The sequence below is a fragment of the Pseudomonas sp. DVZ6 genome, from assembly GCF_024259445.1.
Taxonomy (GTDB): domain Bacteria; phylum Pseudomonadota; class Gammaproteobacteria; order Pseudomonadales; family Pseudomonadaceae; genus Aquipseudomonas; species Aquipseudomonas peradeniyensis.
Genome location: NZ_JANCLM010000026.1, coordinates 1 through 14,760, shown reverse-complemented (window position 1 = coordinate 14,760; position 14,760 = coordinate 1). Strand labels below are relative to the sequence as shown.

Annotated in this window: 9 protein-coding genes; 8 read left to right on the top strand and 1 reads right to left on the bottom strand. The window is 68.1% G+C overall.

The window, feature by feature from the left end:
* The first annotated feature begins 254 nt into the window (after positions 1–254).
* Positions 255–6,593, top strand: coding sequence for a non-ribosomal peptide synthetase (locus tag NMG10_RS16040; protein ID WP_254464692.1), 6,339 nt, complete (start codon positions 255–257; stop codon positions 6,591–6,593).
* A 109-nt stretch (positions 6,594–6,702) separates the two neighbouring features.
* Here NMG10_RS16040 and NMG10_RS16035 read toward each other — a convergent pair whose 3' ends face one another.
* Entirely contained in the window at positions 6,703–7,347 is a 645-nt protein-coding gene (locus NMG10_RS16035; RefSeq protein ID WP_203647100.1) for a metalloregulator ArsR/SmtB family transcription factor, read from the bottom strand.
* 310 nt (positions 7,348–7,657) lie between these two features.
* Here NMG10_RS16035 and NMG10_RS16030 point away from each other — a divergent pair, with 310 nt between their 5' ends.
* The 7 genes from NMG10_RS16030 to ribD are packed head-to-tail and all read left to right on the top strand — an operon-like array spanning position 7,658 to position 14,590.
* Positions 7,658–8,701, top strand: a complete 1,044-nt coding sequence (locus NMG10_RS16030; RefSeq protein WP_203647098.1) for a methyltransferase — start codon at positions 7,658–7,660, stop codon at positions 8,699–8,701.
* The gene (locus NMG10_RS16025) at positions 8,701–9,594 is read left to right on the top strand and encodes a VOC family protein (RefSeq protein WP_254464691.1); all 894 of its coding nucleotides are present in this window, start codon (positions 8,701–8,703) and stop codon (positions 9,592–9,594) included. Before NMG10_RS16030 ends, NMG10_RS16025 begins: the two co-directional genes overlap by 1 nt.
* Positions 9,595–9,650: 56 nt before the next feature.
* Positions 9,651–10,661 (top strand): SUMF1/EgtB/PvdO family nonheme iron enzyme, encoded by a 1,011-nt coding sequence (locus NMG10_RS16020; RefSeq protein WP_254464690.1) that lies wholly within the window; start codon positions 9,651–9,653, stop codon positions 10,659–10,661.
* Between the two features lie 34 nt (positions 10,662–10,695).
* Entirely contained in the window at positions 10,696–11,292 is a 597-nt protein-coding gene (gene ribA, locus NMG10_RS16015) for a GTP cyclohydrolase II RibA (RefSeq protein ID WP_028691687.1), read from the top strand.
* Between the two features lie 23 nt (positions 11,293–11,315).
* Entirely contained in the window at positions 11,316–13,007 is a 1,692-nt protein-coding gene (locus NMG10_RS16010; RefSeq protein WP_203647087.1) for a WD40 repeat domain-containing protein, read from the top strand.
* Positions 13,008–13,019: 12 nt separating this feature from the next.
* Complete coding sequence (locus NMG10_RS16005; RefSeq protein ID WP_203647086.1) at positions 13,020–13,679, top strand: cyclopropane-fatty-acyl-phospholipid synthase family protein; 660 nt, start codon at positions 13,020–13,022, stop codon at positions 13,677–13,679.
* On the top strand, positions 13,676–14,590 hold the full coding sequence (gene ribD, locus NMG10_RS16000) for a bifunctional diaminohydroxyphosphoribosylaminopyrimidine deaminase/5-amino-6-(5-phosphoribosylamino)uracil reductase RibD (protein WP_254464689.1): 915 nt from the start codon (positions 13,676–13,678) through the stop codon (positions 14,588–14,590). Before NMG10_RS16005 ends, ribD begins: the two co-directional genes overlap by 4 nt.
* The last annotated feature ends 170 nt before the right edge of the window (positions 14,591–14,760 follow it).

Sequence of the window (14,760 nt, the reverse complement as noted above, 5' to 3'; positions counted from 1 at the left end):
GGCTCATGCAGCTTGAATCGATGGATTGTCGGACAATTGGCGCCAGAAACCGACCAGATCGCCGGCGATTGCCCCGCCGGCTGACAGGGGTAGGCAGGTACCGGCTGCCGACTATCGTCAATTTCCTACAAAAGATTCAGCAGGCTCAGGCGGAGCGAAAAGGTAATGGCCAATGTCCGGGTTTGGGGGGCCATACAGGGCGCGGGGTGGGTGCTTGAATCCGCGGACGATCCCGTTTCAAGGAAGACCCGCCCATGTCCGTCGCCGATAGCTTCCCCCTGACCTGCGCCCAGCGCGACATCTGGCTGGACCAGATCAGCCATGGCGACTCGCCGCTCTACAACGTCGGCGGCTATCTCGAATTCGACGGCGCCGTGGATAGCGGCCTGCTGCGGCGCGCGCTGGCGCATCTGGTCGCGCTTCACGACGGGTTGCGCACGGTGCTGGTGCGCAAGGCGGGGGACGATGGCGTGGCCCGCCAGCGCTTTGTGGCCGGTTTGCAGGTGCCGCTGGACGAGCACGACCTGCGCGGGCAGGCTGAGCCGTTCGCCGCTGCACAGCGTCTGGCCAAGACCTTGCTGCAACAGCCCTTCGCCCTTGAAACCGGACCGTTGCTGCGCATGGCATTGCTGCATGTGGGCGGCGGGCGCAGCCTGCTGATGTTGCAGGCCCATCACCTGATCCTCGACGGCTGGGGCCTGGAGCAGTTGCTCCACCAGCTGGGCCAGTACTACGGTCTGCTCGAGCAGGGCCTGGCACTGCCGGACACAGCCCCGTCCTACCGGACGTTCATCGAGGATGACCTGGCCTACCAGGGATCGGCCCGCCAGCAGCGCGATCTTGCCTATTGGCAATGCCGTTACCCGCAACTGCCCGATGCGCTGCTGCGCCCCAGGGAACAGGGCCTGCCGTCAGGTGCCACGCCCAGCCATGCGCTGGAGCGCAGTTTCGATGGCGACCTGCTGGCGCGCATGCGGCAACTGGCCGACGAGCTGCAGGGATCGGTCGCCCATGTGCTGCTGGCGGCCTTGCACGTGTGCTGTGCCCGGGCCTGGCAGCGGGATGACTGGGTGGTCGGCCTGCCGGTGCGCAACCGTGGCAATGCGCGGGCCAAGGCGACACTGGGTATGTTCGTCCAGGTCAATGCCTTGCGCATGGACTTCGGCCGGAGTTTGAGCTTCGCCGAGCTGGTGCGCGGTATCGGCGATGCCCTGCGGCGCGACCTGCGCCACCAGCGCCTGCCGCTCAGCGACCTTAACCGGGCGCTGGGGCTGTCCCGGGAGGCCCGGGGGCAATTGTTCGAGATCACCGTGTCCTACGAGGAAGAGGGCCACGACCTGCGCTTTGGCAGCCTCGGCGCCCACAGCGTGAAGGTATGCAACGATCACGAGCCGACGCCGCTGTCGATCTACCTGCGCAGCAACCCGCACAATGGCAAGGCCTGGCTGCACCTGGTGTACAACCAGGCCTGGCTGGCCCCCGAAGAGGTCGAGGTGTTCACTGCGCGCCTGCTGCATGTGCTGGCCCAGGGGCTGGAGCGGCCGCAGGCGGCCATCGACGACTACGACCTGCTGTTGCCCGACGAGCACCAGCGCCTGCGGCTGTGGAATGCCACGGCCAGCGCCGCCCAAGGCCCGGCCCTGATCCATCGGCGCATCGAGGCCCAGGCCGCGCTGCGCGCCGAGGCGACGGCCGCCGTGCACGAGGGGCGCCACCTGAGTTATGCCGAGCTGAACAACCGCGCCAATCAGCTGGCCACGCAACTGCAGGCCTTGGGCGTGGCGCCGGAGCAGCGGGTGGCGGTGGTCGCCCGCCGAGGCCTGGACACTCTGGTTGGCCTGTTGGCGGTGCTCAAGGCTGGCGCGGCCTATGTGCCGATCGATCCGGCGCACCCGGGCGAGCGTCTGCGCTACCTGCTCGACGATTGCGCACCAAAGGTGGTGCTGACCCAGTCCGTCCTGCGCGAGCGCTTGCCGGCCATCGATGTGCCGGTGATCGAGCTGGACCGCTTGCCATTGCCCACGGCAGTGCTTGATGACCTCGAGGTGCCTGGGCTATCGGGCGAAAGCCTGGTCTATGTGATCTACACCTCCGGCTCCACCGGCCAGCCCAAGGGGGTGATGATCGAGCAGCGCATGCTCGCCAACCTGGTCGACTGGCACTGCGCCGCCTTCGACCTGCAGCCTGGCAGCGCCACCTCCAGCCTGGCCGGCTTTGGCTTCGATGCCATGGCCTGGGAGATCTGGCCGACCCTGTGCGCCGGCGCCACCCTGCACCTGGCGCCGGTGGGCGAGAGCGGCGAGGACATCGACGCGCTGCTGCGCTGGTGGCGCGCCCAGCCCCTGCAGGTCAGCTTCCTGCCCACGCCGGTGGCAGAGCACGCCTTCGCCCAGGGCGAGGCGCATCCTACCCTGCGCACCTTGCTGGTCGGCGGTGATCGCCTGCGTCGCCTGGCCCGGGAGCAAGGCTGGCGGATCATCAACAACTACGGGCCGACCGAGGCCACGGTGGTGGCCAGCGCGGGCGAGGTGCGCCCGGGCCAGGTGCTGCACATCGGCGCGCCGGTGGCCAATACCCGCCTGCATGTGCTCGATGCCCAGGGCCGGCAACTGCCGATAGGCGCCGTCGGTGAGTTGTACATCGGCGGTGCGGGTGTCGCCCGCGGCTACCTGAATCGGCCCGACCTGACAGCCGAGCGCTTCCTCGACGACCCGTTCACCCCGCAGCACGGCGCCCGGATGTACCGCACAGGGGACCTGGTGCGCTGGTTGCCCGACGGCACCCTGGAGTACCTGGGGCGCGGCGACGACCAGGTGAAGATCCGCGGCGTGCGGGTCGAGCTGGGCGAGATCGAGAGCGCGCTGGCCAGCCACCCGGCCGTGCGCGAGGCGCTGGTGCTGCTGCGCGACGGCCAGCTGGTGGCCTGGTACCTCGGCGAACAGGCATCGACCCCGTTGCAGTTGCACGAGCACCTGCGCAGGCGCCTGCCGGCCGCGTTGCTGCCGAGCGCCTTTGTGGCGATGACGGCCTGGCCGTTGACCGCCAATGGCAAGCTCGACCGTCGCGCCTTGCCCGCGCCGGGCAGCGAGGCCGCGGTGCGGCGCGCCCATGAGCCGCCCCAGGGCGAACTGGAGTTGCGCCTGGCCGCGCTGTGGGCCGAGCTGCTGGAGGTGGAGCAGGTCGGACGGCACGATCACTTCTTCGAGCTGGGCGGCCATTCGCTGCTGGCGGTGCGCCTGATCGAGCGCATGCGTCAGGCGGGGCTGCAAGTAGATGCACAGGTCCTGTTCGGTCAGCCGACCTTGGCGAGCCTGGCCGCATCGCTCGGCAGTACCCCCGCGCAGTCGGTACCGGCCAACCACGTGGCCCCGGGTAGCCAGCGGATCACCCCCGAGATGCTGGCCCTGACCCGCCTCGATCAGGCCAGCATCGACCGCATCGTCGGCATGGTTCCGGGTGGCGCGGCCAATGTGCAGGAGATCTACCCGCTGGCACCGCTGCAGGAAGGCCTGCTGTATCACCACCTCACCGAAGACCGTGACCCGTACCAGCAACAGGCGCTGTTCGCCTTCGCCAGCCAGGCTGCGCTGGAGGCGTTCAACCGCGCCTTGGCCGGGGTCATCGAGCGTCACGACATCCTGCGTACCAGCCTGGCCTGGGAAGGCCTGGCGCAGCCGCAGCAAGTGGTGTGGCGCCAGGCCTGGTTGCCGCTGAGGGTGCTTGCGCCCGGTTCGGGCGACGCGGCCACCCGGCTGCGCGAAGAGGCCCTGCGGCTGGACCTGCGCCAGGCGCCGATGATGACCCTGGCCTGCGTCGAGGACAGCGCGCGGCAGCGCTGGCTGGGGCTGCTGCACTTCCACCACCTGGTCAACGACGCGGTCTCGGTGCAGGTGCTGCTGGCCGAGCTGGCGACGCTGATGGCGGGCGAGGGACACACGCTGCCAGCGCCCGTGCCGTATCGCAACTACGTCGCCCTGAGCCGCGACGAGGCCAGGCAGGCGGGGCATGAAGCCTTCCTGCGCGAAGCCCTGGCCGGGGTGGAAGCGCCCCCTAGGCTGGCCGGCATGGGCGAGGAGGGCCAGGCCACCGTCGAAACCTGCGCCCTGACCGTTCCTGAGGGCTTGGCCACGACCTTGCGCCAGCGCGTGCGTCAGCACGACGTCGGCCTGGGCAGCCTGATGCACCTGGCCTGGGCCCAGGTGCTGGGAGCCTTGGGCGGTCGCGACGAGGTGCTATTTGGCACCGTGCTGCTGGGTCGGGTGATGGCGGGCGAGGGTGCCGAGCGGGCGCTGGGCATGTTCATCAACAGCCTGCCGCTGCGGGTGTCGCTGGCCGGTCGTGATGTGGGCCAGGCGCTGGCCGGAATCCACGGCCAGCTGGCGGCACTGCTCGGGCACGAGGATGCGCCGTTGGTGCTGGCCCAGCGCTGCAGCGGCTTGCCTGCCGGGGTGGCGTTGTTCGACAGCCTGCTCAATTATCGGCATGGCGCCGCGCACGACAGCGTGGCGCTGCCTGGCGTGACGTTGCTCGATGCCAGCGAGGTGCACAGCCACGCCCTGGTGCTGACCGTGGACGAGCAGGGCGACAGCCTGCGGCTGAGTGTGCGGGCGCCTCGCGAGCTGGGCGCCGAACGGGTGCTCGGGCATGTTTGCTGCGCCCTGCAGGCGCTGGCCAATGCCCTGGTCAGCGAGCCGCCAGTGGCGCTCCAATCGCTTTCGACCTTGCCGGAGACGGAGCGCGTCTATCTGCTGGAGACCCTCAATGCCACCGAGGTGGCGCTGGATCCCGCCTATCCGCACCTGCCGGCGTTGTTCGCCGCCCAGGTGCGACGCACGCCGGATGCCGTGGCGCTGCAGAGCGAAGAGACACAGCTCACCTACCGCGAGCTCGATGCCCTGGCCAACCGGCTGGCCCATCACCTGATCGGCCTGGGCGTGCGGCCCGACAGCCGGGTCGCCGTGTGCCTGGAGCGCGGCGCCTCGCTGATTGTCGGCTTGCTCGGCGTGCTCAAGGCCGGTGGCGCCTATGTGCCGCTGGACCCCGGCTACCCCGACGAACGCCTGCACTACATGCTTGCCGACAGCGCGCCCCTGGCACTGCTGGTGCACGGAGCCACCCGCGGCCTGTTCGAGGGCCTGTCGACACCGCTGGTGGACCTGGATCACGGTGACTGGCAGGGGCATGGCGACCCTGCGCCCGAACTGCCGGAACTGGGCGGCGGGCACCTGGCCTATGTCATGTACACCTCGGGCTCCACCGGTACGCCGAAAGGGGTGATGGTCGAGCATCGCGGGTTGTGCAACCTGATGCGCTGGGGCAGCGAGCTGTGCCCGCCACAGGCCGACGACGCGCTGCTGCAACGGGCGCCGTTCAGCTTCGACGGCTCGGTGTGGGAGTTGTTCTGGCCGCTGTGCGCCGGCTTGCGCCTGGTGCTGGCGCGCCCCGACGGGCACCGCGATCCGGCCTATCTGGTGCAGCTGATCCAGACGCGCCGGGTGACTACCGTCAAGTTTGTCCCGGCCCTGCTGCAGGCGTTTCTCGACACCCCGGGCGTCGAGCGTTGCAGCAGCCTGCGCGATGTCTTCTGTGGCGGCGGCGAGCTGACCCTGGCGCTGGCGCAACAGGTGCGCCAGGCCTTGCCCCAGGTGCGCCTGCACAATGTCTATGGCCCCACCGAGGCCACCGTGGACAGCACCGCCTGGACCCTGGAGCCGCGCCAGCCGTTGCCCGCCGTCGCCCCGCCGATCGGGCGGGCGATCGGCAATACCCGCCTGTACGTGCTCGACGCCCATGACCGTCCGGTGCCCGTGGGTTGTGCTGGCGAACTGCATATCGGCGGCATCGGCGTGGCCCGCGGCTATCTGGGCTTGCCGACGTTGCAGTTCGAGCGCTTCATCGCCAGCCCGTTCGTGGCCGGCGACCGCCTGTACCGTACCGGCGACCTGGTGCGTTATCGCGCCGATGGCGAGCTGGAGTTCATCGGGCGCAATGACTTCCAGGTCAAGCTCAACGGCCTGCGTATCGAGCCGGGCGAAATCGAGGCGCTGCTGGCCGCCCACCCGGCCTTAAGCCAGGCCGTGGTGCTGGTGCGCGAGGAGCGGCTGGTGGCCTATGCCAGCTGTCGCGACGGCCATGCCGCGCCGACGCTGGAAGCGCTGCGTGCGTACCTGTCGGCGCGCCTGCCGGCCTATATGGTGCCTTCGGCCTATGTGCTCCTGGCCGAGCTGCCGCTGAGCCCCAACGGCAAGGTCGATCGCCGCGCCTTACCGGCACCGGGCGCGGAGGCGGTGATCAGCCGGGCCTATGAGGCGCCCCGCGACGAGCTGGAGCATGCGCTGGCGCAGATCTGGACGGAGGTGCTGAAGATCGAGCAGGTCGGCCGTGACGACAACTTCTTCGAGCTCGGCGGACACTCACTGCTGGCGGTCAGCCTGGTGGCGCGCATGCGCCAGGCGGGGTTGCATGCCGATGCGCGCCTGTTGTTCAGCCAGCCGACCCTGGCGGGCCTGGCGGCCAACACCCGGCGTGAGCAGGAACAGGTGGCGATTGCGCAGACCACCATTCCGGCGCTGAAGGGCAGGCGGCGGATCTGATGAGTCACGAGGGGGCGTGGGAGCCGGCTTGCCCCGCGAGGCGCTGCATGGCACCGGCTTGGCCGGTGATCGCGGGGCTAGAACGCTCCCACGTTGCTAGAACGCCAGATTATTTCGGCGAAATGCGATAGACGCAGCGCCGATCCCCCGAGATCAGGTGCTCGCAACGTTCCACCAGCCCCTGCTCGCCGATCGCCGCCTGGAACACCTGCAGCTCGCTGCGGCAGAACCCCTGGCAGCGGGTGGCGGCGATGCAGATCGGGCAGTGGTTTTCGACGATCAGCCAGTCATTGCCGTCGGCCTGCATCTCGGCCATGTAGCCGGCGCGCTCGCGCAACTGCACGAGGATGCGCACCTTGTCTTCCAGGCTCTGGCCATCGGCGCAGGCCTGCTGGTACTCACGGCTGTTGCTGTCTTCCATGCGGCTGATCAGGCGGTCGACCCCGTCGCTGCCGAAGACCTGCTCGACGCTCTCGATCAGTTGCAGGGTCAGCACGCTGTGGGAATCGGGGAAGCGGCGCTGGGCCGTGGCGGTCAGCGCCCATTTTTGCGAAGGGCGCCCGGCGCCCTTGGCCGGCACGCTGATGCCGCTGATCAGGTCGGACGCCTGCAGTTTCTGCACCTGCTGGCGGGTGGCTTCGAAGGTGATGGCGAGCAGCTGGGCCAGGTCGGCGGTCTTGAGCGGCCCGCGGGTCTTGAGCAGGAACAGGATGCGGTCGGCGGTGCAGTTGGTATCAACGGTGGTCGAGGTCATGGAGCGCTGGAAACCGGGCGTGAATGAACGGATCGGGCACTCTCCTGGGCCATCCTTTGCGCAGGCAAGTGGGCGAAGGATAGCCCGGATTCGCGGTGAATTGTGCAAGATGAACGATTATCGATAAGAAAATTTATATGCGATAAAAATATAAAAGGTATTAGTTGTATTTATTGGGTCTGCGTCTAGGCTCAATTGCGGAGCCTGTGCTTGCCGGTCCCAGGGAGGGGTGCGTGCAAGTCAATCGACACCTTGCTGGTAGATGCCGGGCATGGGCTCACCCACAATAACTCGACAGGGATGTGAGTGCATGAATGCCCAGAAACCCGTGACCATCTACGAACACGCCGACGAACTGAACAGTCTGCAAGGCGTGGTCGACCTGGTGAAGCTCTCCGACCAGTACCGCCAGTCCGCCATCCTGCATTCGGCGCTGGCCCAGCGTGTGTTCGACCACACCCGCCAGCCGGTCAGCGCCCAGGCCCTGAGCGATGCGCTGGGTTGGGTGCCGAACAAGGGCCGCATCTTCCTCAACGCGCTGGTAGCCATGGGCCTGCTGAAACGCACTGCCCAAGGTTTCGAGAACCTGCCGCTGAGCCAGCGTTTCCTGGTCAGCGACAGCGCCGAGTTCATCGGCCCGATCATCGATCATCAGCGTCTGCAGTGGCATAACTGGCCGCGCCTGGACGAAGTGCTGCGCAGCCGCACCTCGCTGGATTTCCAGCAGGAAAACCGTTTCAAGCACGACCTGGCGGCTCGCGATGCCTTCAACGATGCCATGGTCCGCTTCAGCCAGCCCATGGTCGACGTGCTGCGTGACCTGCCGCTGTTCGACAAGGCCCGGCGGGTGATCGACCTGGCCGGTGGCCACGGTACCTACCTGGCCGAGATCGCCAGCCGAAATCCGCAGGTCAAGGGTGAGGTCTGGGACCTGGAGCCGACCCGCGAGGCGGCTGCGGCCACCTTCGCCAAGTACCGTCTCGACGACCGCCTGGGCTTCCATGCCCGCAACCTGCTGGACCTGGCGCAGTACCAGGGCGAGCGGGCCGACGTGGTGATGCTCAACGACTGCCTGCACTATTTCACCCGCGAGCAGGTGCGCACCCTGATCGCCGGCGCCGCCGGCATGGTCGAGGGTGACGGCGCGCTGCTGGTGCTGAGCATGGCCCTGGAGGATGACGAGATCCATCCGGCGCTGTCGGCCGACTTCTCCCTGCACATGATGCTCAACACGGTCAACGGCGAGCTGCACTCGACCCGCTACCTGATCGACAGCATGGCGAAGGCGGGGCTCACCGTGGAGCAGGAGCCGATCGGCCGCTACACCCTGCTGATCGGACGGAGGGCTGTCTGATGCTGCGCTTGTTGGCATTGCATGCCGCGCCGCTCGGCGACGCGGCGGCCCAGGCCCTGGACAGCCTGGGCAGCGCAGCGGCGGCGGCGGGTTTCAGCCTGCAGGTCAGCCAGAAGCCGGCCGGCCAGGGACCGGTGGACGCGGTCTGCCTGCTGCTCGACAGCGCCACGCCGCCGGCGGCGTTGAACACGCTGCTCAACGAGGCCAGCGGACTGTGCCGCAACACCGCGCTGGTGCTGGTCCGCGTGCAGGGCGCACTGGCGCAGTTGCCGCCTGCCAGCGGCGTGATCGCCCAGTGGCAGCAGGCGAGCCAGGGCTTCCTCTATCCCTACTCGCTGGATATCGGTGCCGGGCAGGCGCCGGAGCTGGCGATCAAGGACTGGCTGGCGGGCTTCGCCAAGTTCGCAGCCGCGACCAAGCTGTGGCGCTCGCTCGACGGCCTGGGGCTGGACGAAGCGGCGCGGGCCGCGCAGCGTCCCGAGATGAACCACGTCAATATCCTCACCCGCGACCTGGAAGCCTCCAAGGCGTTCTACAGCGACATCCTCGGCGCCAACTACTGCTACAACCTGGGGCCGCGCAAGGCCGTGATGGAGCTCAACGGCTTCGACTTCTTCATCGAGCAGAGCGAGTCGTTCAGTTACCCGACCGGCTACCACATCGGTGTGCGGGCGCTGCCCGAGGACGTTCGGCGCATCGCCGAGCAGGTCAGCGCCGCCGGCACCATCAAGCTGGTCAAGGGCAACGGCCCGGCGCCGGGCTACCACCATGGGCCGGACAACGTGCGCAGCGCCGTCTACTTCGAGGACCCGGATGGTCTGGTGATCGAAGTCTACAGCGCTGAAGTGGAGATGATCGAAAGCAACCCACGGTTGCTCCTCGACCGCCTCTGATCCCACGTCGTCGCAGGCCTGCCATCGGGCAGGCCTGTGCCCAGGCAGGTATTTGCATGAACAGCTACAAACAGTGGCATTGGCCACGGCTGCCCAGCCCGTTGCCCAAGGATGTCAGCGACCGGGCATTGATGGGTTACCCGCAGCATTACCAGGAGCACCCATTGCAGACGCAGGTCGCCACGGCGCTCGACGATCTGCTCCAGGCGCCGCTGGACGTCCTGCTGACGTTGCTCGAACAGCCGCGCCAGCCGTTGGCCCGGCGTATTGCCGCCGGCGAGGTGCTGGCATTGCGCGGCGACCCGCGCATCGACACCTTCGCCCCGCAGATGATCGACATTCCCGCCGCGCGGGTGCACATCGGCCTCGATCCGCGCGCGGTCGAGCAGGTGATGGACCAGTTCGACGGGCTCGGCCTGGACCGCAGCTGGATCGACAAGGAGACCCCGCGCCACGCCGTGGAGCTGGCGGCATTTCGTATCGCCCGCTTCCCGGTGACGCACCAGGAGTACCGCCAGTTCCTGCTCGACAGCGGGCATGCCGGCATCCCTGACGGCTGGGCGTTCGGCCGCTACCCGCGGCATCACGCCAACCATCCGGTGTACAGCGTCTCGGCCAGTGACGCCGACGCCTACGCCCGGTGGCTCAGCGAACGCACCGGCCGGCGTTTCGCCCTGCCCAGCGAGGCGCAATGGGAGTACGCCGCCGCCGGCCCTGAAGGCCGCCAGTTCCCCTGGGGCGACGCCTACCAGGTCGAGCAGGCCAACACCGCCGAGCTGGGCTACCTGGACAGCACGCCGGTCGGCGTGTTCATCGACGCCGCCTCGCCCTTCGGCGTGTTGGACATGGCCGGCAATGTCGAGGAGTACGTGGCCGAGGACTACCGGCCATACCCCGGCGGACCGCAGATCGAGGACGACCTGGTGCTCGATGTCGGCACCCACCGCGTGGCCCGCGGTGGCAGCTTCACCCGTTTCCGCGACCTGGCGCGCACCGCGCGCCGCCACGGGCGTTACCCGCGACCGATCTACGTCATGGGTTTTCGCCTGGTTGAAAACCACAACTGAGCTGTTCCGTCTTCCGTGCAAGAGGTCTGATTCCATGAACAAGGATGTTTCGCTTCACACCATCGTGCCGATTTCCATCCTCGGCGGCGACGTCGACGCCCATTTCTTCGGCTTCCACGGCTTCGAGCGTGACCAGGAGCACTTCGCCGTCGGCATCGGCCGCGAGCAGTGCGACGTGCCGCTGGTGCGGGTGCACTCCGAATGCATCACCGGCGATGTGTTCGGCTCGCAGCGCTGCGATTGCGGCCCGCAGCTGCAGGAGGCGCTGCGCACCCTCAAGGAGGTGGGCGGCTACCTGATCTACCTGCGCCAGGAAGGGCGCGGCATTGGCCTGTACTCCAAGTTCGAGGCCTACCTGCTGCAGGACAAGGGCCTGGATACCTACGAGGCCAACCTGCGTCTGAACCACCTGGCCGACTCGCGCTCGTTCGACCCGGCCGTGCAGATCCTCCGCGCCCTGGGCGTTGACCAGTGCCGGTTGCTGACCAACAACCCGGAGAAGGTCGCCCAGTTGCGCGCCGGCGGCATCGATGTGATCGAGCAGGTCCCCACCGGGGTGTTCCTGACCAATCACAACCGCAACTACCTGCAGGCGAAGGCGGTCAAGTCCAGCCATTCGATCAAGCTCTGACTCCAGCGAAAAAGGATCTTTCGATGAAACACATTGGCCCTATCAGCGGTATCGCCGCCCATGCCGCGCGCTTCGTCGCCACCGCCGGCTACGACAACCAGGTGATCCTGTGGAACGCCGCCACCGGCGAGCCGATCCACCGCGTGCACCACGACCACTTGGCCAACCAGTGCGCGTTCAGCAGTGACGGCAAGCACCTGGTCAGCGCCAGCAGCGACTACACCGCGCGCATCTGGGAAGTGCCGAGCATGCGCCTGAAAGCCGTGCTGCAGGGGCACAACGACGACGTCGAGATGGCGGTGTTCTCGCCCGACAGCCAGCGCGTGGCTACCTGCTCGCGTGACCACGTGCTGCGCATCTTCGACCTCGACGGCGTGCAGCTGCAGGCGTTCCATGGCCACCAGGCCGACGTCATCTCGGTGGTCTGGTCGCCGGATGGCCAGCGCCTGATCTCCAGCAGCGACGACGGTACCGTGCGCCAGTGGGACACCCGCACCGGCCAGCAATGCGACGAGGTGGACATCGGCGGCGTGGAAACCGACACCATTGCCATCACCCGCGAAGGCGTGGTGTTCGCCGGGGACGACGAGGGGCGCATCTCGATCATCGCCCAGGGCCAGGTGCAGACCGTGCCGGCCCATGCCGCCGGGATCAAGCGCATCGTCTGGAACGACGACAAGCGCCTGCTGGTGAGCCTGAGCTACGACCGCTCGGCGATCCTCTGGACCTTCGACGCCGGGCGTAACCTGGTCAAGCGCCGCAGCACCGCGCTGCCGAGCATCGTCTGGCCGCGCAGCTGCGCCTTCGTCGGTGACGAACAGCTGGTGTTCGCCACCTTCGGCTCGCGCTACGCCACCTGGAACTACGAGCAGGACCAGTGGCAGGTGTCGGGCATCGAGCCGGCGGTGAGCATCAACGCCGTGGTGCGCAGCGACGAGCGCCAGTACAGCATCGGCGACGCCGGCATCCTGCACCGTGACGACCAGCCGGTGACCAGTGTCGGCAGCCTGTGCAACTTCCTCCTGCCGTTCGGCCCGCTGCTGCTGACCGGCGGCCAGATGGGCCAGGTGTTCGACGGCCTGTCCGGGCGCATGCTGTACCAGCACCGTTCGCCGCTCAACTGCGGCGCCACTTTCGTCAGGAACGGCGAGGACCTGGCGCTGATCGGCACCTACACCGGCGAAGGCCTGGTGTTCGGCCATGACGGCCAGGGCGGACTGCGCCTGGTGGCGTCGATCCCCATGCACGACAACGCGATCAAGGGCGTGGCCGCCGACGAGCGCCACCTGTTCAGCGTCTGCGCCTCGGCCGATGCCGCGCTGCACAGCATCGAGGATTTCAGCAGCGTGCGGCATATCGAGGGGGCGCACACGCGTATTTCCAATGGCTGCTGCCCGATCACCGGCGGCTTCGCCAGCATCGGTCGCGACCTCAAGCTGCGCCTGTGGCTGGAGACCGGCGACGAGGTGTTCGACTCGCCGCACCAGCACTCGATCAAGTGCATCGCCGCCTCCGGCGATGGCCGGGTGATCGCCACCGCGGCCTACAACGGTACCGTGGCGCTGTTCGACCTGGCCTCGCGGCGCTGGCTGCCCATGCAGCGGCCGACCGCCAGCGGTATTTCCTGCCTGACCCACGACGCCGTCAGCGACGCCTTCCTGGCCAGCTCCTATGACGGGCGCATCTACGGTATCGACGCCCGCCTGGCGTCCTGAAGGAGCAGCACGATGAGCAAGCAAGCAAGCGACTTCATGGCCCAGGGCGATTACCGCAAGGCCCTCGACACTTCGTTCGTGCACCGCTACAGCCATGGCGAGGACGAGTGGTCGTGGGATATCGGCATGATCCAGGCGGCCCAGGCCTTCCTTGAACGGCTCGACCCGCGTGCCGACCAGCATGTGCTGGACATCGGCGTGGGCCGTGGCCGTGACGCCTCCACCTTCATCCTCGCCGGGCACCGGGTCACCGGGCTGGATATCGTCGAGAACTCCAGCTGGCCGTTGCTGCGCAAGCGCTGGGGCGATCGACTGGACCTGGTGAACAAGGCCATGCAGGACTGGCAGCCGGCGCCGGGCACGGTGTTCGACGCGGCCCTGGACAATGGCTGCTTCCACCACCAGCACCCGGATGAGTGGGCTGCATACCTGGGCCATGTGCGCCGCCTGCTGCGCCCCGGCGCGCTGGTGGGGCTGAACGTGTTCGGGGTCGACGCGGCCCATCCGCAGCCGGGCTGGCGCGAGATGGACAACCAGCGCCAGGGCTACTTCTTCACCGACGACGGCATCCGCCAGACCCTCGAGGGCCATGGCTTCACCTGGCAGGGGCTGGAGGTGATCGAGCGCCAGCATGGCGAGGCTCGCTATCTGCTGGCGCTGGTCCGCACGTGAGTGCAATTGATCGCCACTACCTGGACATGGCCCTGGCGCTCGCCAGCCAGGGCCTGTACAGCACCATGCCCAACCCGCGGGTCGGCTGCGTGATCGTCAACGCCGGGCAGGTGGTGGGGCGCGGCTGGCATCAGCGCGCCGGCCAGGCCCATGCCGAAGTGCACGCCCTGCGCGAGGCGGGCACGGCGGCGCGGGGGGCGACCGCCTATGTGACCCTGGAACCCTGTGGTCACCATGGGCGCACGCCGCCGTGCGCCGATGCCCTGGTGGCGGCGGGGGTGAGTCGGGTAGTCACGGCCAGCGGCGATGTCTCGCAGAGCATCGGCGCGGATCGCCTGCGTGGTGCGGGCATCGCGGTCGAGGCATTGCCTTGCCCACGGGCACGGGCGCTCAATCGCGGGTTCTTCTCGCGCATCGAGCGCCAGCGCCCTTGGGTGCGGGTGTTGCGTCCGGCGGCGCTGGAGATCGGTGCGCTGGGCGAAGGCACGATGCTCAGCCATTGCGACGAGCAGACGCCCCTGGCGCACTGGCGGGGCAGGGCTTCGGCGTTGCTGACCACTTGTGACTGGGTGAAGGCCTGCGACACCTCGCTGGTGGCGCAGGTTGCCGGGCAAAGGGCCGAGCCGGTGGTGCCCTTGCGGGTACTGCTCGACCAGGGGCTGGACTGCCCGGCTTCGGCCAAGATGCTCGATGGGCGGGCGCCGACGCTGGTGTTGCATGGGGCGCAGGCGAGGCGGGACGGTCGTTATGCCCGGGCGCGTTGCCAGGAGCTGGAGGATCTGGGTGGCTTGCAGGTACTACAGGCGCTGCATGAACTCGACTGCAACGAAGTCCAGGTGGAGGCCGAGCCGGCCTGGTGCGAGGCCCTGGCGCGCCAGGGGCTGGTGGATGAGTGGCTGGTCCAGGTCTAGCGCCCTGTGCTTTCCCTGTAGAGCGGCCTTGTGCCGCGAAAGGGCTGCAAAGCAGCCCCGGCGATCGTGTTCACATCACAGATCCTTGGGGCCTTATTGATTTAACTGCAATAGCGTGGGAGCGGGCTTGCCCCGCGATGCGATGTGTGGCACCGGCTTTGCCGGTGATA

Bases quoted from the DNA above. Each gene is read 5' to 3' on its own strand.
- NMG10_RS16025 (WP_254464691.1), top strand. From the start codon at position 8,701: ATGCTGCGCTTGTTGGCATTGCATGCCGCGCCGCTCGGCGACGCGGCG.
- NMG10_RS16020 (WP_254464690.1), top strand. From the start codon at position 9,651: ATGAACAGCTACAAACAGTGGCATTGGCCACGGCTGCCCAGCCCGTTG.
- NMG10_RS16040 (WP_254464692.1), top strand. From the start codon at position 255: ATGTCCGTCGCCGATAGCTTCCCCCTGACCTGCGCCCAGCGCGACATC.
- NMG10_RS16035 (WP_203647100.1), bottom strand. From the start codon at position 7,347: ATGACCTCGACCACCGTTGATACCAACTGCACCGCCGACCGCATCCTG.
- NMG10_RS16005 (WP_203647086.1), top strand. From the start codon at position 13,020: ATGAGCAAGCAAGCAAGCGACTTCATGGCCCAGGGCGATTACCGCAAG.
- NMG10_RS16030 (WP_203647098.1), top strand. From the start codon at position 7,658: ATGAATGCCCAGAAACCCGTGACCATCTACGAACACGCCGACGAACTG.
- ribA (WP_028691687.1), top strand. From the start codon at position 10,696: ATGAACAAGGATGTTTCGCTTCACACCATCGTGCCGATTTCCATCCTC.
- NMG10_RS16010 (WP_203647087.1), top strand. From the start codon at position 11,316: ATGAAACACATTGGCCCTATCAGCGGTATCGCCGCCCATGCCGCGCGC.